The 24,287-nt window shown below is 72.4% G+C and carries 20 protein-coding genes and 1 pseudogene; 8 read left to right on the top strand and 13 right to left on the bottom strand.

Annotation, left to right across the window (positions count from 1 at the left end):
• Positions 1 to 116: 116 nt before the first annotated feature.
• The 4 genes from Ade02nite_RS24050 to acnA form a co-directional block, all read right to left on the bottom strand.
• Complete coding sequence (locus Ade02nite_RS24050; RefSeq protein WP_203768095.1) at positions 117 to 1,148, bottom strand: serine hydrolase; 1,032 nt, start codon at positions 1,146 to 1,148, stop codon at positions 117 to 119.
• The gene (gene coaD, locus Ade02nite_RS24045; RefSeq protein WP_203768093.1) at positions 1,148 to 1,555 is read right to left on the bottom strand and encodes a pantetheine-phosphate adenylyltransferase; all 408 of its coding nucleotides are present in this window, start codon (positions 1,553 to 1,555) and stop codon (positions 1,148 to 1,150) included. Before coaD ends, Ade02nite_RS24050 begins: the two co-directional genes overlap by 1 nt.
• A 9-nt stretch (positions 1,556 to 1,564) precedes the next feature.
• Positions 1,565 to 3,394, bottom strand: coding sequence for a sensor histidine kinase (locus Ade02nite_RS24040; protein ID WP_203768091.1), 1,830 nt, complete (start codon positions 3,392 to 3,394; stop codon positions 1,565 to 1,567).
• Between the two features lie 84 nt (positions 3,395 to 3,478).
• Positions 3,479 to 6,253, bottom strand: a complete 2,775-nt coding sequence (acnA, locus tag Ade02nite_RS24035; RefSeq protein ID WP_203768078.1) for an aconitate hydratase AcnA — start codon at positions 6,251 to 6,253, stop codon at positions 3,479 to 3,481.
• Positions 6,254 to 6,443: 190 nt separating this feature from the next.
• Here acnA and Ade02nite_RS24030 point away from each other — a divergent pair, with 190 nt between their 5' ends.
• From Ade02nite_RS24030 to Ade02nite_RS24020, 3 genes are all read left to right on the top strand, one after another.
• Entirely contained in the window at positions 6,444 to 6,833 is a 390-nt protein-coding gene (locus Ade02nite_RS24030) for a DUF6841 family protein (RefSeq protein ID WP_203768075.1), read from the top strand.
• A gap of 31 nt (positions 6,834 to 6,864) precedes the next feature.
• The gene (pulA, locus tag Ade02nite_RS24025; RefSeq protein WP_203768073.1) at positions 6,865 to 10,074 is read left to right on the top strand and encodes a pullulanase-type alpha-1,6-glucosidase; all 3,210 of its coding nucleotides are present in this window, start codon (positions 6,865 to 6,867) and stop codon (positions 10,072 to 10,074) included.
• A 92-nt stretch (positions 10,075 to 10,166) separates the two neighbouring features.
• Positions 10,167 to 10,919, top strand: a complete 753-nt coding sequence (locus tag Ade02nite_RS24020) for a class I SAM-dependent methyltransferase (protein WP_239169010.1) — start codon at positions 10,167 to 10,169, stop codon at positions 10,917 to 10,919.
• Between the two features lie 170 nt (positions 10,920 to 11,089).
• Here Ade02nite_RS24020 and Ade02nite_RS24015 read toward each other — a convergent pair whose 3' ends face one another.
• Positions 11,090 to 12,367 (bottom strand): RNA polymerase sigma factor, encoded by a 1,278-nt coding sequence (locus Ade02nite_RS24015; protein ID WP_239169007.1) that lies wholly within the window; start codon positions 12,365 to 12,367, stop codon positions 11,090 to 11,092.
• Positions 12,340 to 12,759, bottom strand: a complete 420-nt coding sequence (locus Ade02nite_RS24010; protein WP_203768069.1) for a YciI family protein — start codon at positions 12,757 to 12,759, stop codon at positions 12,340 to 12,342. Before Ade02nite_RS24010 ends, Ade02nite_RS24015 begins: the two co-directional genes overlap by 28 nt.
• A 281-nt stretch (positions 12,760 to 13,040) precedes the next feature.
• On the opposite strand from Ade02nite_RS24010, the gene Ade02nite_RS24005 reads away from it, so the two are divergent.
• On the top strand, positions 13,041 to 13,541 hold the full coding sequence (locus tag Ade02nite_RS24005; RefSeq protein ID WP_239169006.1) for a hypothetical protein: 501 nt from the start codon (positions 13,041 to 13,043) through the stop codon (positions 13,539 to 13,541).
• 41 nt (positions 13,542 to 13,582) lie between these two features.
• Positions 13,583 to 14,482: an SDR family NAD(P)-dependent oxidoreductase gene (locus tag Ade02nite_RS24000; RefSeq protein ID WP_203768067.1), complete on the top strand. Its 900-nt coding sequence runs from the start codon at positions 13,583 to 13,585 to the stop codon at positions 14,480 to 14,482.
• On the opposite strand, the gene Ade02nite_RS23995 is transcribed toward Ade02nite_RS24000, so the two are convergent.
• A complete protein-coding gene (locus Ade02nite_RS23995) occupies positions 14,464 to 15,201 on the bottom strand; it encodes a phosphodiesterase (protein WP_203768060.1) in 738 nt (245 codons plus the stop codon). The genes Ade02nite_RS24000 and Ade02nite_RS23995 overlap by 19 nt on opposite strands.
• 74 nt (positions 15,202 to 15,275) lie before the next feature.
• Between Ade02nite_RS23995 and Ade02nite_RS23990 the strand changes: the two genes are divergently transcribed.
• Positions 15,276 to 16,007 (top strand): aminoglycoside adenylyltransferase domain-containing protein, encoded by a 732-nt coding sequence (locus Ade02nite_RS23990; protein ID WP_203768058.1) that lies wholly within the window; start codon positions 15,276 to 15,278, stop codon positions 16,005 to 16,007.
• A 32-nt stretch (positions 16,008 to 16,039) separates the two neighbouring features.
• Here the strand turns inward: Ade02nite_RS23990 and Ade02nite_RS23985 are convergent, their stop codons facing one another.
• Together Ade02nite_RS23985 and Ade02nite_RS23980 are read right to left on the bottom strand one after the other, a co-directional pair.
• The gene (locus Ade02nite_RS23985; RefSeq protein ID WP_203768056.1) at positions 16,040 to 17,551 is read right to left on the bottom strand and encodes an aminopeptidase P family protein; all 1,512 of its coding nucleotides are present in this window, start codon (positions 17,549 to 17,551) and stop codon (positions 16,040 to 16,042) included.
• A 327-nt stretch (positions 17,552 to 17,878) separates the two neighbouring features.
• A complete protein-coding gene (locus Ade02nite_RS23980; RefSeq protein ID WP_203768054.1) occupies positions 17,879 to 18,529 on the bottom strand; it encodes a superoxide dismutase family protein in 651 nt (216 codons plus the stop codon).
• Positions 18,530 to 18,630: 101 nt separating this feature from the next.
• Here Ade02nite_RS23980 and Ade02nite_RS23975 point away from each other — a divergent pair, with 101 nt between their 5' ends.
• Positions 18,631 to 19,569 (top strand): carbohydrate kinase family protein, encoded by a 939-nt coding sequence (locus Ade02nite_RS23975; RefSeq protein WP_203768053.1) that lies wholly within the window; start codon positions 18,631 to 18,633, stop codon positions 19,567 to 19,569.
• Positions 19,570 to 19,596: 27 nt separating this feature from the next.
• Here the strand turns inward: Ade02nite_RS23975 and Ade02nite_RS23970 are convergent, their stop codons facing one another.
• The 4 genes and pseudogenes from Ade02nite_RS23970 to Ade02nite_RS23955 form a co-directional block, all read right to left on the bottom strand.
• Positions 19,597 to 19,995: a thioesterase family protein gene (locus tag Ade02nite_RS23970; RefSeq protein WP_203768111.1), complete on the bottom strand. Its 399-nt coding sequence runs from the start codon at positions 19,993 to 19,995 to the stop codon at positions 19,597 to 19,599.
• A gap of 468 nt (positions 19,996 to 20,463) precedes the next feature.
• A pseudogene (locus Ade02nite_RS23965) lies at positions 20,464 to 21,897 on the bottom strand (PH domain-containing protein); the annotation flags it as partial.
• Positions 21,898 to 21,980: 83 nt separating this feature from the next.
• Positions 21,981 to 22,493 carry a PH domain-containing protein gene (locus tag Ade02nite_RS23960; RefSeq protein WP_203768051.1) on the bottom strand — a complete coding sequence of 171 codons (513 nt, stop codon included), beginning with the start codon at positions 22,491 to 22,493 and terminating at the stop codon, positions 21,981 to 21,983.
• Positions 22,494 to 22,502: 9 nt separating this feature from the next.
• The gene (locus Ade02nite_RS23955) at positions 22,503 to 22,835 is read right to left on the bottom strand and encodes a hypothetical protein (protein ID WP_239169005.1); all 333 of its coding nucleotides are present in this window, start codon (positions 22,833 to 22,835) and stop codon (positions 22,503 to 22,505) included.
• Between the two features lie 272 nt (positions 22,836 to 23,107).
• Between Ade02nite_RS23955 and Ade02nite_RS23950 the strand changes: the two genes are divergently transcribed.
• The gene (locus tag Ade02nite_RS23950) at positions 23,108 to 24,238 is read left to right on the top strand and encodes an AAA family ATPase (RefSeq protein WP_203768042.1); all 1,131 of its coding nucleotides are present in this window, start codon (positions 23,108 to 23,110) and stop codon (positions 24,236 to 24,238) included.
• The last annotated feature ends 49 nt before the right edge of the window (positions 24,239 to 24,287 follow it).

Raw genomic sequence — 24,287 nt, 5'->3', positions numbered from 1 at the left:
CCGATCGCTTGTCCGGGATCGCCGCGCCGGCCGGGTTGGTCCTGCCAAGAGCATGTCCCCGCGGCGGCGGCCTGCTGGGCGCTGACGATGGTGACGGGCCCGGCCCGGCGCGAGCCTCACGGGGCGCGGAGCTGGTCGACCAGCGAGCGGGCGATGCGGCCGATCCCGGCGTCCACGCGGGCCGGGTCGACGGTCACGCCTCTCGGGCGGCGGGTGAAGACCGCCACCGCATAGGCGCGGCCGTCGGGGTAGGTGACCACGGCGGCCTCGTTGCGGACGACGCCCATGAGGCCGCCGCTCTTCGCCGCGACCCGCACCTCGGGACCGAAGCCCGACGCGATCCGGCAGCGGACGAGCTGGTCGCCCATCGCGCGGCGGAGGGCGTCGGCGCTGGGGTCGGCCCAGACCGCCTGCAACAGCCGCACGGTGTCGGCAGCGGTCGTGCGCGATCCGCGGGTCGGGTCGAGCGCCGCGGTGCCGGCGAGGTCGTCGCCGGTGACCGCGGAGCCGAGCAGGGCCTCGTACGTGGGGAAGCCGACCTCCGCCGCCATGTCGTCCAGCATGGTTCCCAGGTCGGCGGTGACACGGGTTCCTTCGAGGCCGAGCGAGGCGGTGAGCGCGTTGACGCGGTCGAGGCCGACCAGGGCGATCAGCTCGTCGGTCGCCACGTTGTCGCTGATCGTCATCATCAGCGTGACGAGGTCGCGGACCGACATGCGGACCTCGTCGCGCATCAGCGAGATGCCGGCCGGGCCCGGGGTGCGCCCGGCGGGCGTGAGGACGCGCTGCTGTGTGCCGTCGAGCTCGCCCGCCGCCATGAGGCGGGCCGCGGCGAGGCCGACCTGGATCTTCATGACCGAGCCGGGCGTCATGGGCGCGTGCTCGTCGACGCCGACGGCCGTCCCGCCGACGGCCGTCCCGCCGACGGCCGTCCCGCCGACGGCCGCTCCGCTGCGGGCCGTCCCGCCGATGGCCGTCCCGCCGATGGCCGTCCCGCCGATGGCCGTCCCGCCGATGGTCGTCCCGCCGGATGCCGGGTCGCCGCTCCGCGGGTCGCCGGTGGTCGTCGCGCCGGTCGCCGGGTCGTCGGGGAGCGGCGCCGCGCAGGCCGAGCCGGTCACCGACAGTTCGGTGAAGAAGCCGCGCATCAGACGCCGAGCGCCCGGGCCGCGGTTGACGAGACCGTGGCCAGGGCCGGGCGGGCCGCTATCAGCAGGGTGTCCACGCCGAGGGACTGGTTCATCGCGGCGAGCTCCTGCTCATGGCGTACGTCCTGGGCGTTGCGGACGCCCCGGATGATCACGTCGACGGCGTGCTCGTGGCAGAAGGTCGCGGTCAGGCCCGTCCAGGCCGTGACGTCGACGTTGTCCCAGTCCGGCGGCAGGGCGGCGCGCACGGCCTCGGCACGCCGTGCCTCGTCCCTGGTCGGCTGCTTGGCGCTGTTGACCGCGACGAGCAGGGTCAGGTGGCCGACGAGCAGGCGGGCCCGATCGGCGATGTCGAGATGACCGGGCGTGAGCGGATCGAACGTGCCGGGATAGACCGCGCGCAACATCGACTCAGATTAACGGGAGGGCACATGCGGCTGGGTCACGTCCCGCAGCACCGGTTCCGGGGTCGCGGGGATTCCGGTGGCGCTCGGCAGAGCGAAGGTGAAGATCGTGCCGCCGCCCCGGTTGTCCTCGGCGGTGATGGTGCCGCCGTGGCGTTCGACGATGCGGTGGCAGATCGCCAGCCCCAGGCCCGTGCCGGGGATGCCGCTCTCCTGGTGGGCGCGGTGGAAGCCGTGGAAGATCGCCTCGTGCTCGCCGGCCGGGATGCCCATGCCGCGGTCGGCGACCTGGACGACGACCTTGGTGCCGTCCTCGGTCGGGTGCGCCGTCACGTCCACGCGTGGCGTTCTTCCTGGTGCCGTGTACTTCACCGCGTTGCCGATCAGGTTGTTCAGCAGCTGGCGGATCAGGGCCGGGTCTGCCGAGACCGGCGGCAGGTCGCCGACGTAGATCGTGGGCATCGGGCGCCGGGCCGCGCTCGCCGCGTCGAGGTGGCCGATGGCGACCTCGTCGGCCAGCGCGTGCAGGTCGAGGTCGACGGGCTGGATGCCGCCCTCGCGGGCCGCCGCGAAGGTGAGCAGGTCGTCGATGAGGGTGCCCATCCGGGCGACCCCGGCCGTGATCTTGCTGAGGTCCGGGCGGAGGTCGGCCGCGTCGACCGCCGAGCGGCCGGCGAGCTCCTCGTCCAGGAACTCCGCGTGCGCCCGCACGGTGGCCAGTGGCGCCTTGAGGTCGTGCGCGACCACGCCGGCGAAGGCGGTGAGGTCGGCCTTCTGCTGGCGGAGCACCACCTGGGTGGCCTGGAGGTCGGCGGTCGCCGCCTCGACACGGGCCTCGGCGCGCGCCCGCCCGGTGGCCAGGGTGCGCACCAGCAGTGCCAGGGCGGCGGTCAGCACGAGCCCGGCGATCATGGCCATCGGCGGCAGCGCCCGGCTGACGGGCAGGGACGAGGCGGGGGAAGCGATCGCGATCGTCCAGCGGCGTTGCGCGACCGGGACCTCGACCTCGCGGTGCAGGTCGCGCAGCCCCGGGGTCGGCGAGCGGAGGGTCGCCACGACGGCGGGCCTGCCGTCCGTACCGCGCGTCTGCAGTGTCACGTCGATGCCGCTGCGCGCGACGAGCGCCAGGCTGTCACCGAGGAAGGTCTCACTGCGCAGGCCCATCAGCAGCCAGCCGCGGAACGGCTTGTTCCCGGCGCTGTCCGCCGCGCCGTAGAGGGCCGTGGTCAGGACGAACGACTTCTGTCGCTGGTGCGCCGGCAGGGTCCGGTCACGAGTCAGGACGTACGGGTCGGAGATGGCGACCTGACCGGTGCGGCGTGCCTCGTCGAGCGCCGCCGCGGATTGCGCCCTGCCCGCGAGGTCCGCGCCGGGGACCGGCTTCACGGAGCCGTCCAGCGGCATGGCGAAGACGGCGAAGATGTGGTGCTGGAGATCCTCGTCCGGCGAGAGCACCAGGTCGGGGACGCCCCGCGATCGCCATCGCCCCTGTGCGGCGGCGACCTCGTGGTCGTCGGCCGCGATCAGATAGGCCAGCGAGGTGGCGCCGGCCAGGCGCATCTCGGTCAGCGGGGCCGCGGCGTGCGTGAAGGCCGTGGCGGTCAGTGTGTCGATGGCGCCGATCGCCCCGGCCACCGTGCGGAGGGTGTCGGCGTAGCGGGCCGCCTGGTTGGTGACCGCCTGCGCGACGAGGGAGGCGCGGCGGTCCATGACGGCGTCGAGGCTGTGCCGCTGCTGACGTTGCAGCGCCAGTCCCGCGCCGATGCTGGCCAGGACGCCGAGCACGGCGACCACGGCGGTCCAGGCCCACGCCTGCCGGCGGGAGAGAGCCCTCACCCTCACCCGATCGGCACGTCCGGGGCGGGACTGAGAAAGACCCCCGCCTTCCGCGGGGGAAGACGGGGGTCTCGCCGAGCCCGAGGGGCCTTACGCGTTGAGCATCTTCCGCAGGACGTACTGGAGGATGCCGCCGTGGCGGTAGTAGTCGGCCTCGCCGGGCGTGTCGATGCGGACGTCGGCGTCGAACTCGATGCCGGTGTCCGTACGGACCTTGACCGTGCGCGGGGTCTCGCCGTCGTTGAGCGCCGTCACGCCGGTGATCGTGAAGGTCTCGGTGCCGGTGAGGCCGAGCGACTCGGCGTTGGTCTTCGGCGGGAACTGGAGCGGCAGCACGCCCATGCCGATGAGGTTGGAGCGGTGGATGCGCTCGTAGCTCTCGGCGATGACGGCGCGGACGCCGAGGAGCATGGTGCCCTTGGCCGCCCAGTCGCGCGACGAGCCGGAGCCGTACTCCTTGCCGGCGAGGATGACCAGCGGGACGCCGGCCTCCTGGTAGGCGACGGAGGCGTCGTAGATGGTGGTCTGGTCGCCGGTGAGGTGGTTGACGGTGAAGCCGCCCTCGACGCCCGGCACGAGCTGGTTGCGCAGCCGGATGTTGGCGAAGGTGCCCCGGATCATGACCTCGTGGTTGCCGCGGCGCGAGCCGTAGCTGTTGAACTCGTGGCGCGGGACGCCGTGCTCGGCGAGGTACTTGCCCGCGGGCGAGTCCGGCTTGATCGAGCTGGCCGGCGAGATGTGGTCGGTGGTGACCGAGTCGCCCAGCTTGGCGAGCACCCGGGCGCCGCTGATGTCCGACACCGGCTGCGGCTCGGCCGCCATGCCCTCGAAGTACGGGGGCTTGCGGACGTATGTCGACTCGTCGGCCCACTCGAAGGTCTTGCCCTCGGGGGTCGGCAGCGACTGCCACTTCTCGTCGCCGGCGAAGACGTCGGAGTAGGCGGTGCTGAAGCCCTCGGCACCGATCGCGGACGCGATGACGTCGTCGATCTCCTGGGCGCTGGGCCAGATGTCACTCAGGTAGACCGGCTTGCCGTCCGAGCCCGTGCCGAGCGGCTCGGTCGTGATGTCGAGGTCCATCGTGCCGGCCAGCGCGTAGGCCACGACCAGCGGCGGGGACGCCAGGTAGTTCATCTTGACGTCCGGGTTGATCCGGCCCTCGAAGTTGCGGTTGCCGGAGAGGACGCTGACCGCGGTCAGGTCGGCCTCGTTGACGGCGGCCGAGATCTCCTCGGGCAGCGGGCCCGAGTTGCCGATGCAGGTCGTGCAGCCGTAGCCGACGAGGTTGAAGCCGATCTTGTCGAGGTACGGCGTCAGGCCGGCGCGGTCGTAGTAGTCGGAGACGACCTTGGAGCCCGGCGCCAGCGTGGTCTTGACCCAGGGCTTGCGGGTGAGGCCGCGCTCGACGGCCTTCTTCGCGAGCAGGGCCGCGCCGATCATGACCTGCGGGTTCGACGTGTTGGTGCAGGAGGTGATCGCGGCGATCACCACGGCGCCGTGGTCGAGCTCGTACTCCACGCCGTCGGAGCCCTTGACCAGGGTGGGCTTCGACGGGCGGCCGTCGGCGCCGTTCGCCGCGCTGACCAGGTGGTGCGGCTTGTCGGCGGCCGAGTCCTCGTGGTTGGCCGGCGGGTCGCTGGCCGGGAAGGACTCCTCGCTCGCCTCGTCGGCCGGGCCCTGGTCGGTGACGTAGTTGGTGAGGGCCTCGCGGAACATCGGCTTGGCCACGTTCAGCGGCACGCGGTCCTGCGGGCGCTTCGGGCCGGCCAGCGACGGGACGATCGTCGAGAGGTCCAGCTCGAGCTTCTCGGAGTAGTCGGGCTCGGCGTTCGGGTCGAGCCAGAGGCCCTGGCGCTTCGCGTACGCCTCGACGAGCGCGACCTGCTGCTCGGAGCGGCCGGTCAGCTTGAGGTACTTGATGGTCTCGTCGTCGATCGGGAAGATCGCGACGGTCGAGCCGTACTCCGGCGACATGTTGCCGATGGTGGCGCGGTTCGCCAGCGGCACGGCGCTGACGCCGGGGCCGTAGAACTCGACGAACTTGCTGACCACGCCGTGCTCGCGGAGCATCTCGGTGATGGTCAGCACCAGGTCGGTGGCGGTGGTGCCGGCGGGCATCTCGCCGCTGAGCTTGAAGCCGACGACCCGCGGGATGAGCATGCTGACCGGCTGGCCGAGCATCGCGGCCTCGGCCTCGATGCCGCCGACGCCCCAGCCCAGCACGCCGAGGCCGTTGACCATCGTGGTGTGCGAGTCGGTGCCGACCACGGTGTCCGGGTAGGCCTGGCCGTTGCGCTCCATGATCGTGCGGGCCAGGTACTCGATGTTGACCTGGTGCACGATGCCGGTGCCCGGCGGGACGACCTTGAACTCGTTGAACGCGGTCTGGCCCCAGCGCAGGAACTGGTAGCGCTCGCGGTTGCGCTGGTACTCCAGCTCGACGTTGCGGGCGAAGGCGTCCTCGCGGCCGAAGAGGTCGGCGATGACGGAGTGGTCGATGACCAGCTCGGCCGGCGCGAGCGGGTTGACCTTGGTGGGGTCACCGCCCAGCTCCTTGACGGCCTCGCGCATCGTCGCCAGGTCGACCACGCAGGGCACACCGGTGAAGTCCTGCATGAGGACCCGCGCCGGGGTGAACTGGATCTCGACGCTGGGGTCGGCGGTCTGGTCCCAGCCGCCGAGCGCGCGGATGTGGTCGGCGGTGATGTTCGCGCCGTCCTCGGTCCGCAGCAGGTTCTCCAGCAGGATCTTCAAGGAGTAGGGCAGGCGCTCGTGCCCCTCGACCTTGTCGATCGTGAAAATCTCGTAGCTCGCGTCTCCGACGCGCAGCTCGCTCTTCGCACCAAAGGTGTCGAGGCTGGCCACGTCATCTCCTTCACACCCAGCGACTGTCGGTCAAGTCTTTCGCACCGAATGAGCGGCCTTCGGGTTAGGCATACCTAACTCTCGGTTCACGTTTCCCGTAAACCGTACGTCCGTCTTGTAAGCCCGCGCAAGGCGGGGTCGGTATTCCCCTCACGTTTACTCCCCTCCGGGCCTGGGCACACTCGGAACCGTGCAGGCGCCCACCGATTCCGATGAGCTGACCGACTTCTTCGACCGCTACGGGACCGCGCTGACCAGCGGGGACGTCTCGGCGATCGCGAACTGCTACGCGCTGCCGGGCATGGTGGTCGCCGACTCGTACAGCTTCACCTTCGCCTCGCCCGCGGCCGTCGCGCTGTCGTTCCTGGGTGCCGCGCCGGCGTACCAGGAGCAAAGGATCGTCGCCGCGCACGCCCAGCTGCGCGAGGTGCAGCCGCTCTCGGCCCGGCTCACGATGGTCGCGGTCGAGTGGGAATACCTGGACAGCTCGGGCAACGCCGTGCCGGGGGAGCGCTACCGCTACCTGCTGCGCGTCGACGAGCACGGCCCGCGAATCACCACGGTCGTCGCTACGCATTAAAAGTGTCGTACCTCGGTGCGAGGATGGCTCGGTGACCACGATCGAGATCGACTCCGTCGCGCCGTCCGCCCTGGTCAAATCGCCGCGCTGGCTCCTGGTGCACTATGTGCGCCCCGACGGCGACTACGCGGCCTGGTGGTTGCACGCCTGGGGCGACATCGAGCCGGGCCAGGTCAACGGTTACCCGGGCGGCCGCCCTTTCGCGGGTGAGGACGCCTACGGCCGGTTCGCCTGGGTGGCGCTTGCGCCCGGCGCCCGCGACGTCGGCTTCGTGATCGTGGACCATGCCGGGGTCAAGGACGTCCCCGACGACCGGCACGTCGACCCGTCAGTGGTCTCGGAGATCTGGCTGCGCCCCGGCGATCCGACGATCTACACCTCCCCGCGGGCCTCCGATGTCTCGGAGAGCGCCGACGTCGTGATCCACTATCGCCGGCCGGACGGCGATTACGCGGGCTGGGGCCTGCACGCCTGGGAGGGCACGAGATCAAAGCCCGTGTGGCGTACGCCGTTGGCACCGTCCTCGTACGACGCGTTCGGCGCCGTGTTCCGGGTGCCCGTGCGCCCGGACGCCATCGGCCTGCGGTTCGTGCTGCACCGCGGCGAGGAGAAGGACCTGCCCGACGACCAGCGCCTCGACCTCTCCGTGGCGCGCGAGGTGTGGCTGCTCGCCGGTACGGTCGCCCCGGTCCGGCCCGACGTGGGCACGCTGGGGCCGGAGCTCGACCCGGCCCGGGCGCTCGCGGTCTTCCTCGACCGGACGACGATCGCGCTGCCGCGGTCGCTGGCCGACCGGGCGTCGGTCTTCGAGCTCGTCGGCGACGACATCGCCGTGCCGCTCACCCCGCGGCCGGGCGGGCTGTTCCAATCACAGAGCCGCAAGTTCCCCCACCTGCGGGCCTACCGCGCGTACTCCGTGCGCGAGCTGGGCGACGCGGCGCTCGGGTCGTTGCTGGGCGGCCGGCTGCTCGTCTCCGGCCAGGACCACGAGGGCCGGGTCACCGCGCTGACCGGCGTGCAGACGGCCGGCGTAATCGACGATCTCTACGCCGACGCGGCCGACGCCGAGCTGGGCCTGATCCTCGACGCCGAGCGGCCGTCGCTGGCGGTGTGGGCGCCGACCGCCCGCTCGGTCGCGCTGGAGCTGTTCCGCACCCCCGACGACGACCCCAAGGTCCTGCCGATGGAGCGCGACGGCGTGACCGGCGTGTGGTCGGCCCCGATCAAGCGCAAGTGGCTCGGCCGCTACTACCGCTACCGCGTCGAGGTGTGGCACCCGGCCGCCCAGCGCGTCGTGACGACCAGCGTCACCGATCCCTATTCGCTCGCCCTCGCCGCCGACTCCACCCACAGTCTGCTGGTCGACCTCGACGATCCGGCCCTGCGACCGCCCGGCTGGGAGGCGCTCGAGAAGCCGCCGCCCGTCGCGCCGGCGCGCATGCAGATCAGCGAGGTGTCGATCCGCGAGTTCTCGATCTTCGACCACTCGCTGCCACCGTCGGCGCGGGGCACGTACGGCGCGTTCACGCATCTCGAGGCCGACTCGATGCGCCATCTGCGCTCGCTGGCCGAGGCGGGCCTCACCCACGTACATCTGCTGCCCGCCTTTGATTTCGCGACGGTGCCCGACCGCCGCGCCGACCAGGCCGTGCCCGCCTGCGACCTGGCCTCGCTGCCGCCCGACTCGCCGGCGCAGCAGGCGGCCGTCATGGAGGTCGCCGACTCCGACGGCTTCAACTGGGGCTACGACCCGTGGCATTACACGGCTCCCGAGGGCAGTTTCGCGGCCGAGCCGTCCGGACCGTCGCGCATCCTCGAGTTCCGCAAGATGGTCGCGTCGCTCAACGCGATCGGCCTGCGCGTGATCATGGACGTGGTCTACAACCACACGATGGCCGACGGGCTCGACCGGTTCAGCGTCCTCGACCGCATCGTGCCCGGCTACTACCACCGGCGGCTCGCCGACGGCACGACCGCCGAGTCGACCTGCTGCCCCAACACCGCCACCGAGCACACGATGATGGGCCGCCTCGTCGTCGACTCGGTCGAGACGTGGGCCCGGCACTACAAGATCGACGGCTTCCGCTTCGACCTGATGGGCCACCATCCGCGTGCCAACATCCTCGAGGTGCGGGTGACCCTCGACCACCTCCCGCACGGCAAGGACATCTACCTGTACGGCGAGGGGTGGAACTTCGGCGAGGTGGCCTACGACGCCCGGTTCGCCCAGGCCACCCAGATCAACATGGCCGGTACGGGCATCGGCACCTTCAACGACCGGCTGCGCGACGCGGCGCGCGGCGGCGGCTCGTTCGGCGACCCCTCGATACCCGGGTTCGCGACCGGGCTGGGCTCGCGGACCCCGCTGCACGTCCACGACCAGATCAAGGTCGGATTGTCGGGCGGCCTGTCCACCTATCGCTTCGTCACGCACACCGGCGCCGAGCTCAGCGGCGCGCAGATCGACTACAACGGCTCCCCGAGCGGCTACGCGCTGTCGCCCGGCGAGACGGTCAACTACGTCGACGCCCACGACAACGAGATCCTGTACGACGCGATGGCGTTCAAGCTGCCCCGGTCGGTCTCGCCGCTCGACCGGGCCCGCATGCAGGTGCTGGCCCTGTCGCTGGTGGTGCTCGGCCAGGGCGCCGGCTTCGTGGCGATGGGCAGCGAGCGGCTGCGCTCCAAGTCGCTCGACCGCAACTCGTTCAACTCGGGCGACTGGTTCAACCAGATCCGCTGGGACCCGGCCCTCGGCAACGGCTTCGGCCTGGGCTTGCCGCCCGCGCCGGACAACGAGGACCAGTGGGGCAGGGCCCGCCCGCTGCTGGCCGACCCCTCGCTGATCCCGCCGCCCGACGCGATCGAGATGACGGCGGCGCGCTACCGCGAACTGCTCACGGTGCGGCGCTCGTCGCCGGTCTTCGGCCTGCCCACGGCCGAGGAGGTGCAGCGCCGCCTGACGTTCCCGCTGGGCGGCCCGGCCGAGACCCCGGGCGTGATCGTGATGTGCCTCGACGGCACCGGCCTCGACCCGCGGTGGAGCACGGTCGTGGTGGTCTTCAACGCCACCGAGGAGACGACGCTGTCGAGCGTGCCCGACCTGGCCGGCGTCGACCTGCGGCTGCATCCGGAGCTGACCGGCTCGGCCGACCCGATCCTGCGCACGGCCACCGCCGCCGGCGACCTGCTCGCCGTGCCCGGCCGCACCGTCGCGGTCTTCGTCGCCGGCGTGCCGTGAGTCTCGTTCACCGGCACGGGGTCGCGCGCCGCGCGCCGTGGGCCGAGAATGAGCCGGTACACCCGGCGCGGAAGGGGGAGCCGTTGCGCGAGGTGAATTACGACGAGCGGCAGCATCTGGTCTACGCGAGGGCGCGGGCTCTGCCACCCGAGACGATGACCGAGTGGCTGCGGGCGTTCGCGCGCTACGCGCCGCCCGGCCGCCCGCTGACCGTGCTCGACCTCGGATCGGGGACGGGCCGCTTCACCCCGCTGCTGGCCGGCGAGTTCGGCGGCCCGGTCTACGGCGTCGAGCCGTCCGACCGCATGCGCCGCGTCGCCGAGGAAAAGGCGGCCGACCCGGCCGTCACCTACCTGGACGGGTCGGCCACCGAGATCCCGCTGCCCGACGCGAGCTGCGACGTGGTGCTGCTCTTCCTGGTGCTCCACCACGTCCGCGACCACCGGGCGGCAGCCGCCGAGATCGCCCGCGTGCTGCGCCCCGGTGGCCGGCTCCTGATCCGCAGCCTCTTTCCCGACCGCATGCCCGAGCTGCTGTGGTACAGCTACTTCCCGGGCGCGCGCCTCGTCGACGAGCAGGTCTTCCCGCGCCTCGACCCGCTCCTCGAGATCTTCGACGAGGCCGGCTTCGACTTCGTGACCGTCGACTGCGTGCAGGAGCGCATCGCCGACAGCCTGTCCGACTACGCCGACCGGCTGCGGCTGCGCGGCTCGTCGACCTTCGAGCGCCTCACCGAGGAAGAGATCCTCTCCGGCTTCGCCGCCCTCGACGCCGCGGTGGCCACCGAGCGCGAGCCCCGCCCGGTCGACGAGGAGAGCGACCTGCTCGTGCTCACCCGCCGTTAGCCCGAGCGGGCCGGTCTGCCGGCTGGGCGCGGGGCGCCGCCCCTGGCGGCCTTGTCGTGCGGACGGTGCTGCTGGCCTGGGCGCCGCCTTGCCGGCCTTGCCGTGCGGACGGCGCCGCTGGCCTGAGCGCCGCCCTTGCCGGCCTTGCCGTGCGGGCCGCGCTGCCGGCCTCAGAGCGCCCGGGCCTTGGCGAGCAGGACGGAGCGCTCGCGGGTGTTCGTGCAGAGGCGGGCTGCCAGTTCGAGCTCGGCGCGCGCCTCCCCGGCGCGGCCCAGCCGGCTGAGCAACTCGCCGCGGACGCTCGGCAGCAGGTAGGAGCCGGGCAGCCGGTCGCGCGCCACCAGGTCGTCGACGATGGCGAGAGCCTCTCGCGGCCCGGTCGCCATGGCCACCGCCACCGCGCGGTTGAGCGCGACGATCGGCGACGGCGCGACCCGGCCGAGCGCCTCGTAGAGCAGCACGATCCGGTCCCAGTCGGTCTCGGCCACCGACGGGGCCACGGCGTGACAGGCGGCGATCGAGGCCTGCAACCCGTACGGCCCGAGGCCCTTGCCCACGGCCGTGGCCTGGTCGATCGCCGCCTGGCCGCGCCGGATCGCCGACCTGTCCCAGCGGCGCCTGTCCTGATTTTCCAACAGGATCGGCTCGCCGTCCGGGCCGGTGCGCGCCGGGAAGCGGGCGGCCGTCAGCTCGCAGAGCGCCAGCAGCCCCCACACCTCGGGCTCGCCCGGCAGCAGGGCGGCGAGCATCCGCGCGAGCCGGATGGCCTCGTACGCCAGATCCTCGCGCAGCCAGCTGTCACCGGAGGTGGCCGTCGAGCCCTCCGTGAAGATCACGTAGAGCACGCTGAGCACGCCGCCGAGCCGCCCCCGTCGCTCCTCGGCCGGCGGCAGCTCGAACGGCACCCGGGCCGCGGCGATCGTCTTCTTCGCGCGGGTGATGCGGGCCTGGATCGTCGGCACCGGCACGAGGAACGCGCGCGCGATCTCCTCGCTGGTCAGGCCGCCGACCGTCCGCAGCGTCAGCGCCACCCGGGCCTCCGGCGCGAGGACCGGATGGCACGCCACGAACATCAGCGCGAGGATGTCGTCGTCCACCCGGTCCGGATCCCAGAGCAGGTCGTCCTGGCCGTCGCTCTCGTCGAGCTCGCGGCCGATCGCCTCGTACCGCTCGTCGCGGGCCGCGCGGCGGCGGAAGCTGTCGATCGCCCGCCGCCGCGCGGTCGCGAGCAGCCAGCCCGCCGGGTTGGCCGGCTCGCCGTCGCGCGCCCAGGAGACGAGGGCCTCCGCCACCGCCTCCTGCGCGACGTCCTCGGCGAGCCCCAGGTCGCCCGTGTAGCGGCTGAGCGCGCCGACGATGCGCGGCGACTCGATGCGCCAGACGGCCTCGACGGCCCTGCGCGCCGCCTCCTCCGGCGGGGTCAGAGCTGGCCGGTCTGCTCGCGCCACGCCCGCTCCTTCTGGATCCACTCGTTGTCCTGGGGAAACTCGTCGATGCCGGGAACCCGGCGGATCTCGCACTTCGAGCCCGGGAAGGACGGCATCCGCTTGGCCCACTCGACGGCCTCCTCCTTCGAGGCGACGTCGAGGATGTAGAAGCCGTTGAACAGCTCCTTGGTCTCGCCGTAGGGCCCGTCGGTGACCACCGGGGTCTCGCTGCTGTAGTCGACCACCACGCCCTGCGAGGCGTCCTCGAGGCCCTCGGCCGCGACCAGCACGCCGGCCTTGATGAGGGTCTCGTTGAAACGGCCGACCCGCTCCAGCATGTCGTCGAAGGACGCCTCGGCCATCTTGGCGTTGGCCTCGTCGGTGGTCCGCCAGATCAGCATGTACTTGGACATCGTGTTCTCCTCGGTGTCGCCGGTCGCTTGTCGACCTTCTCACCCTCAGGTCGAGCGGCGGACCCTCCGATCGACACACGCGCCGAACTTTTTTCCACGACTTTGGTAGGGGGTCGACCCCTCCTTTCGACTCTCCTGCCGCCGGGCCGATCGGGGGCAGAGTGGGCGTCTCGCGTTCCTCCCGTTCCTTGACAACTCCACAGCGACTCGGCCCGGCAGCCGGCGGGGGTGCGCGGCTGCGCTAGATTGCGGGTCCCCTGCAACGGTTTACGGAGGCGACAGTGCGGCTCGGATGGGCCTTGGGCGGCATCGTCCTGGTGGCGGCGATCGGCGGATGCACGTCGGACGAGCCGAAATCCTCGACCTTCGTCACGCCGTCCGCGTCGGTGGTCGCGTCGCCGCCGCCGTGGAAAGAGCCGGCCTCCTACTCGTACGTGCTCGCGCGCGGCTGTGACGACGCGGCGCCGCTGGGGCGCTACCGCGTGACGATCAAGTCGGGGCAGGTGGCCTCGACCGAGCGCCTCGACGCCCAGGCGGCGACGCCGTCGAGCACCGGCGAGGTCGACCTCGGCCCGGTCACCGGCGACCAGGGCGAGGAGATCGACGCCTTCACGCTCGGGCAGCTGCTCGAGATGGCACAGACCGCGGCCGACGACGGCGGCGAGGTCACCAGGACCTTCAGCCCCGAGGGTGTACCGGTGAAGGTGATGATCAACGTCTCCGAGGAGGGAGCGAGCGGCGCCGAGTGCTTCGGCGTCAGCGAGTTCACCCCCGCCTCCTGAGGGTTGACTTCGAGCGCGCTCGAAGACCTACCTTCGCCGCCATGACGACTGGTTTGGGTGCGCACAGCACGGCGGCCGACGTGCTCAGCGGTATCGATCTCGCCGGGCACACCGCCGTGGTGACCGGCGGATACTCCGGCATCGGCAGGGAGGCGACGCTCGCCCTCGCCGCCGCCGGGGCGCACGTGATCGTCCCGGCCCGCCGGCCGGAGGTGGCGCGGCAGGCGCTGCGCGGCAGCCCGATCGAGATCCGGCCCATGGACCTCGCCGACCTGGCCTCGGTCGAGGCGTTCGCCGCCGGTTTCCGCCGTGACCGGGCGGCGCTCGACATCGTGATCGCGAGCGCGGCGGTCATGGCCTGCCCCGAGACGCGCGTCGGCCCGGGCTGGGAGGCGCAGTTCGCGATCAACCACCTGGGCCACTACGCGCTGGTCGCGCATCTCTGGCCCGAGCTGAAGGCCGCGGCGGCGGCGCGGGTCGTCGTGGTCGGCTCCGGCCGCTCACCGGAGGACCGCATGCGGTGGGACGACATCCACTTCGGACGGCGGTACGACAAATGGGCCGCGTACGGGCAGTCCAAGCTCGCCAACGTCCTGTTCGCGCACCACCTCGACAAGCTGGGGGTGCGTGCCTTCTCGGCCAGCCCCGGCTGGGTGCTCTCGCCGTTGCAGCGCCACCTCGGCCGTACCGAGATGATCGAGGCGGGGTGGATCGACGCCGAGGGCCGGCCGATGCCGGGGCTCTTCCGCAGCGCCGCCCAGGGGGCCGCCACGCCGGTGTGGGCGGCCACGTCACCGGACGCCGAGCCGTACGGCGGGGCCTATTGCCGCGACTGCGCGGCCACCGAGACCTATCCGACCGACGGGCCGGAAGGGGAACGGCTCTGGGAGCTCTCCGCGGCCCTGACCGGGCTCGACCCCCGTCAGAGCACCACGCGGTAGTGGGTGGTGAGCCGTCGCTGCTCGTCGAGGACGTGGAAGGCGAGCATCGGCGGCAGCTCGCGGGTGATCACGTCGTCGCTCTCGAAGGGCAGCAGCAGCGTCGACGAGACGCTGGGCGCGACGAGCACCGGCTTGCCGGCGAACATGGTCGCGGCCGGCGTGTGCGCGTGGCCGCAGAGCACGGCCACCACGTTGTCGTGACGCGCGACGATCTCGGCCAGGCGGTCGGTGGAGAACTGCCGGATGCCGTCGATGAAGGGCACCTCGAGCGTCACGGGCGGATGGTGGAAGCAGACGAACGCGGGCACGTCCGAGGCGGCGGCCAGCTCGGCGTCCAGCCAGTCGAGGGTCTCCGGCTCCAGCAGGCCGTCGTTGCGGCCGGGGATGCTCGAGTCGCACATCGCGAAGAACATGCCCCCGACCCGGTGGGACGAGTTGATCGGGCCGCCGGTCGGCGTCTCCTCCAGCAAGATCTTGCGGTACGCCTCGCGGACGTCATGGTTGCCGGGCAGCATCAGCGTCGGCACCGGCAGGTCGATCACCTGACGGACACGTTCGTACTCCTGCTCGGTGCCGTGGTCGGCGATGTCGCCGGTCACCAGCACCACGTCGACGGGAGTCGGCAGGCCGGCGAGATAGCGCAGGACACGCTCCGCACGATCGACACTGCGATCCTCGCTGTCGATGTGGACGTCGCTGATGTGGGCAATCACGTTCACGCCGCAATGGTATGGCTAGGCTGCGTCGTTGTGGACCGCCTGCTCTGTCGGCTTACCGGCACCAACACCCGCTCATGATCGCGACGGCGGAGGAGATCGCGCGCGCCGTCGCGGACGTCCTGGGACCGGCCGCACGGTCGGTGATCCTGCACGGCTCGCTCGCGGCCGGGGGCTTCCGGCCCGGGCGCAGCGACATCGATCTGCTGGCGGTGAGCGAGCGCCGGCTCACCGACGCGGAGCTGGACGAGCTGGAGCGTCTGATACGCGACACGGATCTGCGCGGCGAGGCGTCGGGTGTCGACCTCGACGTGGTGACGGCGGAGACGGCGGCGGCGCCCTCGGCTCAGCCGCCCCTGGAGCTGCACGCCGGCCGTTCGGGCGGACTGTTCGAAGTGGAGCGCCGGGCGGCCGCGGCGCCCGACCTGCTCGCCGAGCTGTCCATGGCCCGCGCCGGTGGGCGGGCCCTGCACGGCGCGCCGCCGGCCGAGGTGATCGGGCCGGTCCCGGACCGCTGGGTCGTGGACCGCGGCCGCCAGTGGCTCCGCACCTGGCTGACGCTGACCGACGACGACGCGCACGCCGCCTTCATGGTCCTCACCGCCTGCCGCATCTGGCGCTTCGCGGTGGAGGGCGATCACCTGTCCAAGGCGGAGGCCGGCGCCTGGGCGCTCCGGCGGCGCCCGTCCCTGATCGCGATCGGCGCGGCGCTCCGCCGGCTCGATCAGGGCGAGCGGGGCCCGGTGGCCCCGATCGCCCCGGCGCGAGTGGCCGCCGTGCTCGAGACGGTGCTGCGCGAGACGGAATAGCGCCCGAGGAGCTCCTCGGGCGCGACGGAGAGCTACTCGGGCAGGCGCGGGCCAGCCTCGCGCTGCGACGCCATCCAGGCCTCGACCTCGGCGGAGGACCGCGGCAGGCCGTCCGACAGGTTGCGGCAGCCGTCGGCGGTCACCAGGACGTCGTCCTCGATGCGGACGCCGATGCCGCGCAGCTCCTCGGGCACCAGGTCGTCCTCGGGCTGGAAGTAGAGGCCCGGCTCGACGGTGAGGACGTAGCCTTCCTTGAGCTCGCCGTCACGATAGTTCTCGTTGCGAGCGTTGTTGCAGTCGTGCACGTCGATGCCGAGCATGTGGCCGAAGCCGTGCAGCGTCCAGCGGCGGTAGACGGTGCTCTCGTCGCTCATCGCCTCGTCGACGCTGACCGGCAGCAGGCCCAGGTCGTTGAGGCCCTCGGCGAGCACCCGCATGCAGGTCTTGTGCACGTCGCGGAACTTCACGCCGGGCTTGATGGCGTCCATGCCGGCCTGCTGCGACGCGTGCACGATGTCGTACACCTGGCGCTGGAGCGGGGTGAACGTGCCCGAGACCGGGACGGTGCGGGTGACGTCGGCGGTGTAGAAGTTGTCGCCCTCGACGCCCATGTCCATGAGCAGCAGCTCACCCGGCCTGGTGACGCCGGTGTTGCGGACCCAGTGCAGGATCGTCGCGTGCGCGCCGGCGCCGACGATCGAGCCGTAGCCGACGTCGTTGCCGTCGTGCCGGGCGCGCAGGCCGAAGACGCCCTCGAGCAGCCGCTCCTTGACCCCGCGGTCGGCGGGCAGGATGCGGGCGACGTCCTCGAAGCCGCGGACCGTGGCGTCGATCGCGGCCTGGAGCTGCGCGATCTCCCACTCGTCCTTGACCAACTTGAGCTCGGAGAGCACCCAGGCCAGCTCACGGTCGCGGGGCTTGTCCTTGTCGGGCTCGTAGGCGAGCACGGCGCGGTCGACGGCGGCGTCGAAGCCCCGCAGCACCCGGGTGCGGCCGGGCGCGGATGTGGCGAGCGCGGTGCCGAGCTCGCTCAGGGGCGCGGTCTCGATGCCGAGCTCGGTCGACTTCTCGCCGAGCGTGTGGGTGCGGCCGATCCAGAGCTCGCCGTTGCGGCTGCGGAAGAAGGCGTCCGTGTCCTTGGAGTTGCGCTGGTGGGTGTAGAGCACGGCATCATGGCCCGAGCCGCTGGGGCGCAGCACGAGCACGCTGTCGGGATCGCGGTCGCCGGTCAGGTAGACGAAATCGCTGCCGGGGCGGAACGGGTAGTCGGTGTCGTTGGCCCGCACCTTCTCGTTGCCGCTCGGGATGATGAGCGTCTCGCCGGGGAAGGCCTCGGAGAGAGCGGCGCGGCGCTTCGCATAGTTGGGCACCTCGGGCAGCGGCGCGACGGAGATCGGATCCTCACGCCAACCGGTGCGCATGAACTGCAGGAAAGCCTCGGGGAAGGCGGGGTCGTGCGACTCCGTCTTCGCGGCGGTCTCGGTCTTGCCGTCGCCCTGCTTCTTGCCGTCGCCCGGCTTCTTGCCGTCGCCCTGCTCGGCCATGAGTGGTGCCTCCGATCGTCGATCCGACCCCGACGTTACCGCCTGCCCTCGCCGTGACGCAGTCCCGGGAGGTAATGATCAACACCGTGGGCAGGGGAGTCTGCCGGGCAGGCACGCTTCGTGTTGGTACTTCGGCAATTCCAGGCTTGTCGCGCGGGTTGCGGGGCGCGGGCAACGGGCTGACGTCGGTTCGTCTTGGCGCCGCCCCGCCTGGCGTTACCGCCCGCCTGGCGTCGCCACCTCGCCTTGCGGCCTCGCCCTGCGTCACCGTCCCGCCCGCGTCGCCCTTTACCTTCCGCCCTTGGTGAGTTTGGGGCGTTCTGTCAGCTAGCGAGTAGGGAGCGTCAGGCAGGCGGCTCGGGGGCCGGCTGTGCCTGCGTCGGGGGCGGCGGTTCGGGTGGTCAGGGCGTGGATGACCAGGGAGCGCGGGGTGTCGGTGGTGGGGAAGGTCCAGCGCTGTTCGCTAGTGGCGGTGGCGGCGCCTGTGGTGTCGGCGGTGAAGTCGAGCCAGATCTCGTTCCTGGGGTTGGCGTACGAAGGGTCGACCGAAGGGGTCTTGGGGTCCTTCGAATGCTGGTAGTGGGGCCCGGCGTCGTCGGGGGTGGCGGTGCAGGGGGCGGTGTGCAGGTGGGCGCCGTAAGAGCGGCGGGGGATCAAGCCGGCGGTGGTGAGGCGGACGATCATGCCGGCGGCGTTGCGGGTGATGCCGACCTCGGCTCGGGCGCCCGCGGGGACCACGGCGGGGTCGTACGTGATGGCCGTCGAGTTGGGGCGGTAGGGGAGGAAGGTGCCGGCGGCGACCGTGTCGGGCGCCCAGGAGACGGCCGGGGAAGGGCTCGCGCCGCCCTGATAGATGGTCCAGGCGGAGGCCGAGGTGGTGAGGGAAGCCGACGGTGCCGCGTCTTCCACGTCGACGGAGTTGGTGCAGGCGGCGAGCAGGGCGGCGGGTGCGGCGAGAGCCAGCGAGCGGAGAAGCATGGTGCAATCTTCTCAAAACGGTACTTAATGGACGAGTACTGGCGCTCCGCGTTCCGGGGCGGAAGGCTGGCGTCATTACGGCGGAGTTTCAGGGGGACGGCATGGGCTATGCGGTGGTGCTCGGCGAGGCGCTGATCGACCTTCAGGAGGCCGAGCACGACGGCGGGGTGGTCTACCGGCAGGCGATCGGCGGGGCGCCGCTCAATGTCGCGGTGGGTGCGACCCGGCTCGGTGGCGAGGTGCGGTATGTGGGGTCGCTCAGCAACGACGTCCTCGGCGACCGGATCGCGGCCTTCCTGCGGGAGGTGGGCGTGGGCGTCGGCGGGGTCAAGCGGGTCGCGGTGCCGACCACGCTCGCGGTGACCACCTTCGTGGGGGCGGAGCCGACCTTCACGTTCTACGGGGAGCCGCCGTCGTACGCGTTGCTCGCGCCCGGTGACGTGGACATCGAGGGGATCCGCGGCGCGGACGTGCTCTACGCGGGCTCCATCTGCCTGCTGCGGGAGCCGTTCCGGGCCGCCGCGCGGGCCGCGTGGGCGGTGCCGGGGCCGCTGAAGGTGTTCGATCCCAACGCCCGGCCGACGCTGCTGCCGGACGGTGCCGCGGTGACCGCGCTGCGCGAGCTGTCCGAGGAGTTCTTCGCGGCGGCCGACCTGGTCAAGCTGAGCGCTGCCGACGCCGAGGTGCTCTACGACGGGGCGACGCCGGAGGTCGCGGCCGAGCGGATCCGAGGGCTGGGCGCGAAGGCCGTGGTGGTGACCCGGGGGTCACAGGGGGCGTACGTGTCGGCGGACGACGGCGCGGTGATGTTGCCGGCGCCGGCCGTGGACGCGATCGACGCGACGGGGGCCGGGGACTCGGTGATGGGCGCTCTCGTTCGCCGGCTGCTCGCCGACGGCCTGCCCAAGGATCTCGACGGCTGGCAGCGCAACGTGCGCTTCGCTCTCGCGGTGGCCGCGCTGGTCTGCGAGCGCCGCGGCGGTGCGGTCGCGATGCCCACGCAGGAGGAGCTCACGGCTCGGTGGGGAGCGCTGCTCTAGTCGTGGGGTGCCTCGTCGCCGCCGGTCTCAGTCGCCCAGCGCCTTGGCGATGAAGCGCTGGCGGTCGAGCATGACGCGCTCGATGCGTACCTCGGCGACGGTCTTTTCGCCGTCGCGGACGACGACCTCGAAGACCAGCGTGCGGCCGTCCACTTTGGTGAGCGTGGCGAGCGCGGTGACCCGGTGGCCGAGGGGAACGGCCGCCCGGTGCTCCACCTCGGCCCTCTTGCCGACCGTGGTGAGGCCGCCCGGCAGGGTGCGGGCGGTGGCGGCGACGGTGGCGACCTCGGCGAGCGCCAGCACCCGGGGAGTGGCGAGCACGGGCACGTCACCCGAGCCGAGGGCCTGAGCCGTGTCGGCGTCGGTGACGGTCAACTCCACCCGGGCGCTGAGACCGGGCGAGAAATCCGGAAGCTGCATAGCCAGAGCTTAAGGCTGCTCGGGCCGGCGCCAATACGCGTCATCCTCCGCGGGATCGGGCACCGCGCCCGGCGCTGAGCCCGGTGCCGCACCGGGCGCCGAGGCTGGTGTCGCGCCGGGTGCTGAGCTGGGTGTCGCGTGGGGCGCCGGCGGTGTCGCGCCGGGTGCTGAGCTCGGTGTCGCGTGGGGCGCTGCGCCGGGTGCGGGAACGGGCGTGGCGCCCGGCATCGGCCACGGGACCTGGGGCGGAGGCGTGACCGGGTGACGCGGAGGTGGGGGAGTGGCGGCGAAGCCCGGGGGCGGCGGCGGGGTGATCGGGTAGCCCGGGGGTGGCGGGGTGGTGCCGTATCCCGGAGTGGTGAAGCCGGGCGGCGGGGGTGGAGTGCCGAAGGGCGGGGTGGTGGGTGCGCCGGGGACCGCGCCCGAACCGGAGGGTGGGGCGGCGACGGCGGACGGGGCCAGGCGGTCGGTGGTGAGCGGGGCCGGCTGGCGGGCCTGGCGGGCTCGCTTGGCCAGTTCCTCCGCCAGCGCCCAGGCCTCGGCGAGGTCGCGGTCCTTCGCCCGGCCGGAGCGGCCGCGGGCCGTGTCGGCGTAGACCGTGGCCAGGCCGAGGAGGCGCTGCACGGGTCCCTGCACGACGCGGACGCTCTGGAGGCGGGCGTACGGCACGATGTGCATCTCGCGGGTCAGCAGGCCCCAGCGGGTGACGAAGACCTCCGGGGTGAGCCCCGCGCCGATGTAGCGCAGCGAGACCGGGTTGAGCCAGCGGGCCCTTCGCGGCGGCGGGCTGGTGGCCAGGGTCGCCAGGTCGACGCCGGGCAGGACGTCCCAGACCAGGGCGCGGGCCGTCGCGAAGTCGCCGACCGGGAGCAGGCGGTCGGCTCGTTTGGTGTCACCGCTGCCGGGCTCGCCCGCGTAGCCGGCGATGTCGAGCCGCAGGTGCAGCCAGCCCTGGCCGCGCCAGAGCAGGGGCCAGGTGGCGCCGACGGCCTGCACCCGGTTGAGCGGGACGATCTGGCTGCGCGTCTCGAGCAGGCCGAAGCGCACCACGAGGCGGCCGTCCGGGTCGCGGGCCAGGCGGAAGTCCCAGTCCTGGAGCACGCGGCGGACCGGCTGGAGCAGCACACCGGCCATGGCGGTGACCGTGCTGGCGATGCCGATGAAGGTCCAGGAGCCTTCGAGGACGAACTGCATGATGACGAAGGCGACGCCGAGCGGCAGGAAGAACGCCTGCGGGGTGAGGAGCTGGCTCACCACCAGGTCGCGGTTGCGGACGCGCAGCAGCGGGCGTTCGAGGGCGGGAGCGCCGGGTGCCGCTGCCGCCGGCCCGGTGGTGGGTTCCGCTCCAGCAGGGGTACGGGTGCCAGGCGCGCGGCCGGCGAGCGCGAGCAGGCGTTCGCGCAACGTGGCGGCCTCGCGCACCGTGAGGAACGACAGCGGTGCCTCGGTCTTGCCGCCGCCGATCACCTCGAGGCGCAGCTCGGCGAGGCCGGTCAGCTGGGCCAGCAGCGGGCGGCGCAGCTCGACGGCCTGGAGGCGTTCGAGGGGGATGGCGCGGTTACGGCGCCAGATCACGCCGTCGGAGATGCGCAGCTCGCGGCCGACCACCTGGTAGCCGGTGGTGAGCCAGCCGACGATCGAGAAGATGACCACGCCGACGGCCAGAACGAGCACGACCAGCGCGAAACGTTCGAGGCCGACCTGGGACAGCGTCTGCCAGGACAGGGCCGCGACGATAACCGCGATGCTCTTGGCCCCGTGCAGCAGCGGGCTGAGCGGGTGGAGGCGCCGCCGGGGTTCCGCCTCGCCGTTGCCGCCCGGCCCGGCGGGCGGGGCGCCGTCCGCGCCGGCTCCGACAGGGCCGGGTGATCCGGGCATGGCGCCGTCAAGGTTGGCCGCGCCCGACATGGGGCCCTGCGGGCCGGGTGCCGCGGGGCCTGGTGCGGCGGGGCCGGAGGCGTGTGGGCCTGGTGGGTGGGGTCCGGGAGTGGTCACAGGCCCTCGGCCCGGTCCTCGCCGAGGGCGGTCAGGCGGTCGCGCAGGCGGGACGCCTCGGCCGGGGGGAGGCCGGGGATGCGGGCGTCGCTGGCGGCCGCGGCGGTGTGCAGTTGGACGGTGGCCAGGCCGAAGGCTCGTTCGAGGGGGCCGGCGGTGACGTCGACGAACTGCATTCTCGCGTACGGGACGATGGAGAGCCGGCGGACCAGCAGGCCGTGGCGGACCAGGAGGTCCTGGTCGCGTTCGGCGTAGCCCCAGGCGCGCACGGCGCGGACCGTGACGAAGGAGCGCCAGATCGCGTTGACGACGACCAGCGCGATGCCGAGGCGCCACAGCCAGTGGCCCTGGAGGGCCCAGCCCACGGCCAGGCCGGCGATCAGCGCCAGCGACCAGGCGATGCGGACGATCAGCTCCACTGTGATCAGCTTGGGGGAGACCGGGCGCCACTCGACGGTGTCGGGCCACGGCTCCAGGGCATCGACGGCTGCTCTCTGCGGCTCGGTCACAGCTTGAGCCTAGGAGATGGGCGCATCGGACGCCGTACCGAAGGGCGTCACTTCGCGCAGGAATCCGCGGAGATCGAGGAAGTTGCCGAGCGAGACCCGGTGTTCGTCGCACGCGAGCCACGTCTTGCGGCGGTCGGGCTCGTGCAGCTTGGGGTTGTTCCACCGCAGCTGCCAGACGGCGGCGGCACGGCAGCCCTTGGCGGAGCATTGGGGTGAGGTCTCGACGGGGCCACCGGGCGGGACAGGTCCACCGAGCTGGATAGTTCCATCGGGCTGGATAGTTCCATCGGGCTGGATAGTTCCATCGGGCTCGACGGGGCCGTCGGAGAAAGGAAGGGCCACCGGAGAATTATTGCGCCGGGCGGCCACGGGGGAAGCCGCCCGGCGACGGGAAGAATGTTACACGCTTCACGGGGCGGCGCATCCACCCGGCTCGTGTGCCCGAACCGGCGCATCGCGCAGAAAGATCGACACGACTGGGCCATGGTGGTGGCCGTTGGTGGCGCGTAATGCGACACCACAAGCGCGCTCTCAGGTCGGTCGTGTAAGTCTTGAGCGTCGGCAGCACGCCGGCGCGAGGAGTCGATGGCACTTTCGACCGCTGTGGAGGACCGGTGGCTCAGCCGCTCACGCCCGAGACCGAGACCAACGACGGCGCGCCCGCGCCGGTGCCCCCGGCACAGGACGCCTCGCAGCTCGAGCGCGCGATGTTCGAGGTCAAGCGGGTGATCGTCGGTCAGGACCGGATGGTCGAGCGCATGTTCGTGGCGCTGCTGGCCCGCGGGCACTGCCTGCTCGAGGGCGTGCCGGGCGTGGCCAAGACGCTCGCCGTCGAGACGCTGGCCCGGGTGGTCGGCGGCACGTTCTCCCGCGTGCAGTTCACGCCCGACCTGGTGCCCGCCGACATCGTCGGCACCCGCATCTACCGGCAGAGCAGCGAGAAGTTCGACGTCGAGCTCGGGCCGGTCTTCGTCAACTTCCTGCTCGCCGACGAGATCAACCGGGCGCCGGCCAAGGTGCAGTCGGCGCTGCTCGAGGTCATGGCCGAGCACCAGGTGTCGATCGGCGGGCAGTCCCACGAGGTGCCGAGCCCGTTCCTCGTCATGGCGACGCAGAACCCGATCGAGCAGGAGGGCGTCTACCCGCTGCCCGAGGCGCAGCGCGACCGCTTCCTCATGAAGATCCTCGTCGGCTACCCGACGGACGCCGAGGAGCGGGAGATCGTCTACCGGATGGGGGTCAGCCCGCCCGAGCCCAAGCCGGTCTTCACCCCGGAGGATCTGCTCGGCCTCCAGCGCCGCGCCGACCAGGTGTTCGTGCACAACGCGCTGGTCGACTACACGGTCCGGCTGGTGCTGGCGACCCGCGCCCCGGCGCAGCACGGCATGCCGGACGTCGCGCAGCTCATCCAGTACGGCGCGAGCCCGCGCGCCTCGCTCGGCATCGTCCGGGCCACCCGGGCGCTGGCGCTGCTGCGCGGCCGTGACTACGCGCTGCCGCAGGACGTGCAGGACATCGCGCCCGACATCCTGCGCCACCGGCTGGTGCTCAGCTACGACGCGCTCGCCGACGACATCCCGGCCGACCACATCGTCGCCCGCATCATGCAGAGCGTGCCGCTGCCGTCGGTCGCGGCCCGCCAGGGCACCTCGCCGAACGGCACCCACCCGTCGGCAGCCCCGGTGAGCGGGGTCCCGCAGGGCGCACCCGCGCAGAACGGAGCGGCATGGCCGGCCCAGCACTAGGCCAGCACGGTGGAGCTCAGGGCGTGGGGGCTCAGAGTGGCGGGCGGAC

Source organism: Paractinoplanes deccanensis, from assembly GCF_016862115.1.
Taxonomy (GTDB): Bacteria; Actinomycetota; Actinomycetes; order Mycobacteriales; family Micromonosporaceae; genus Actinoplanes; species Actinoplanes deccanensis.
This window is presented reverse-complemented; position numbering and strand designations above follow the sequence as displayed.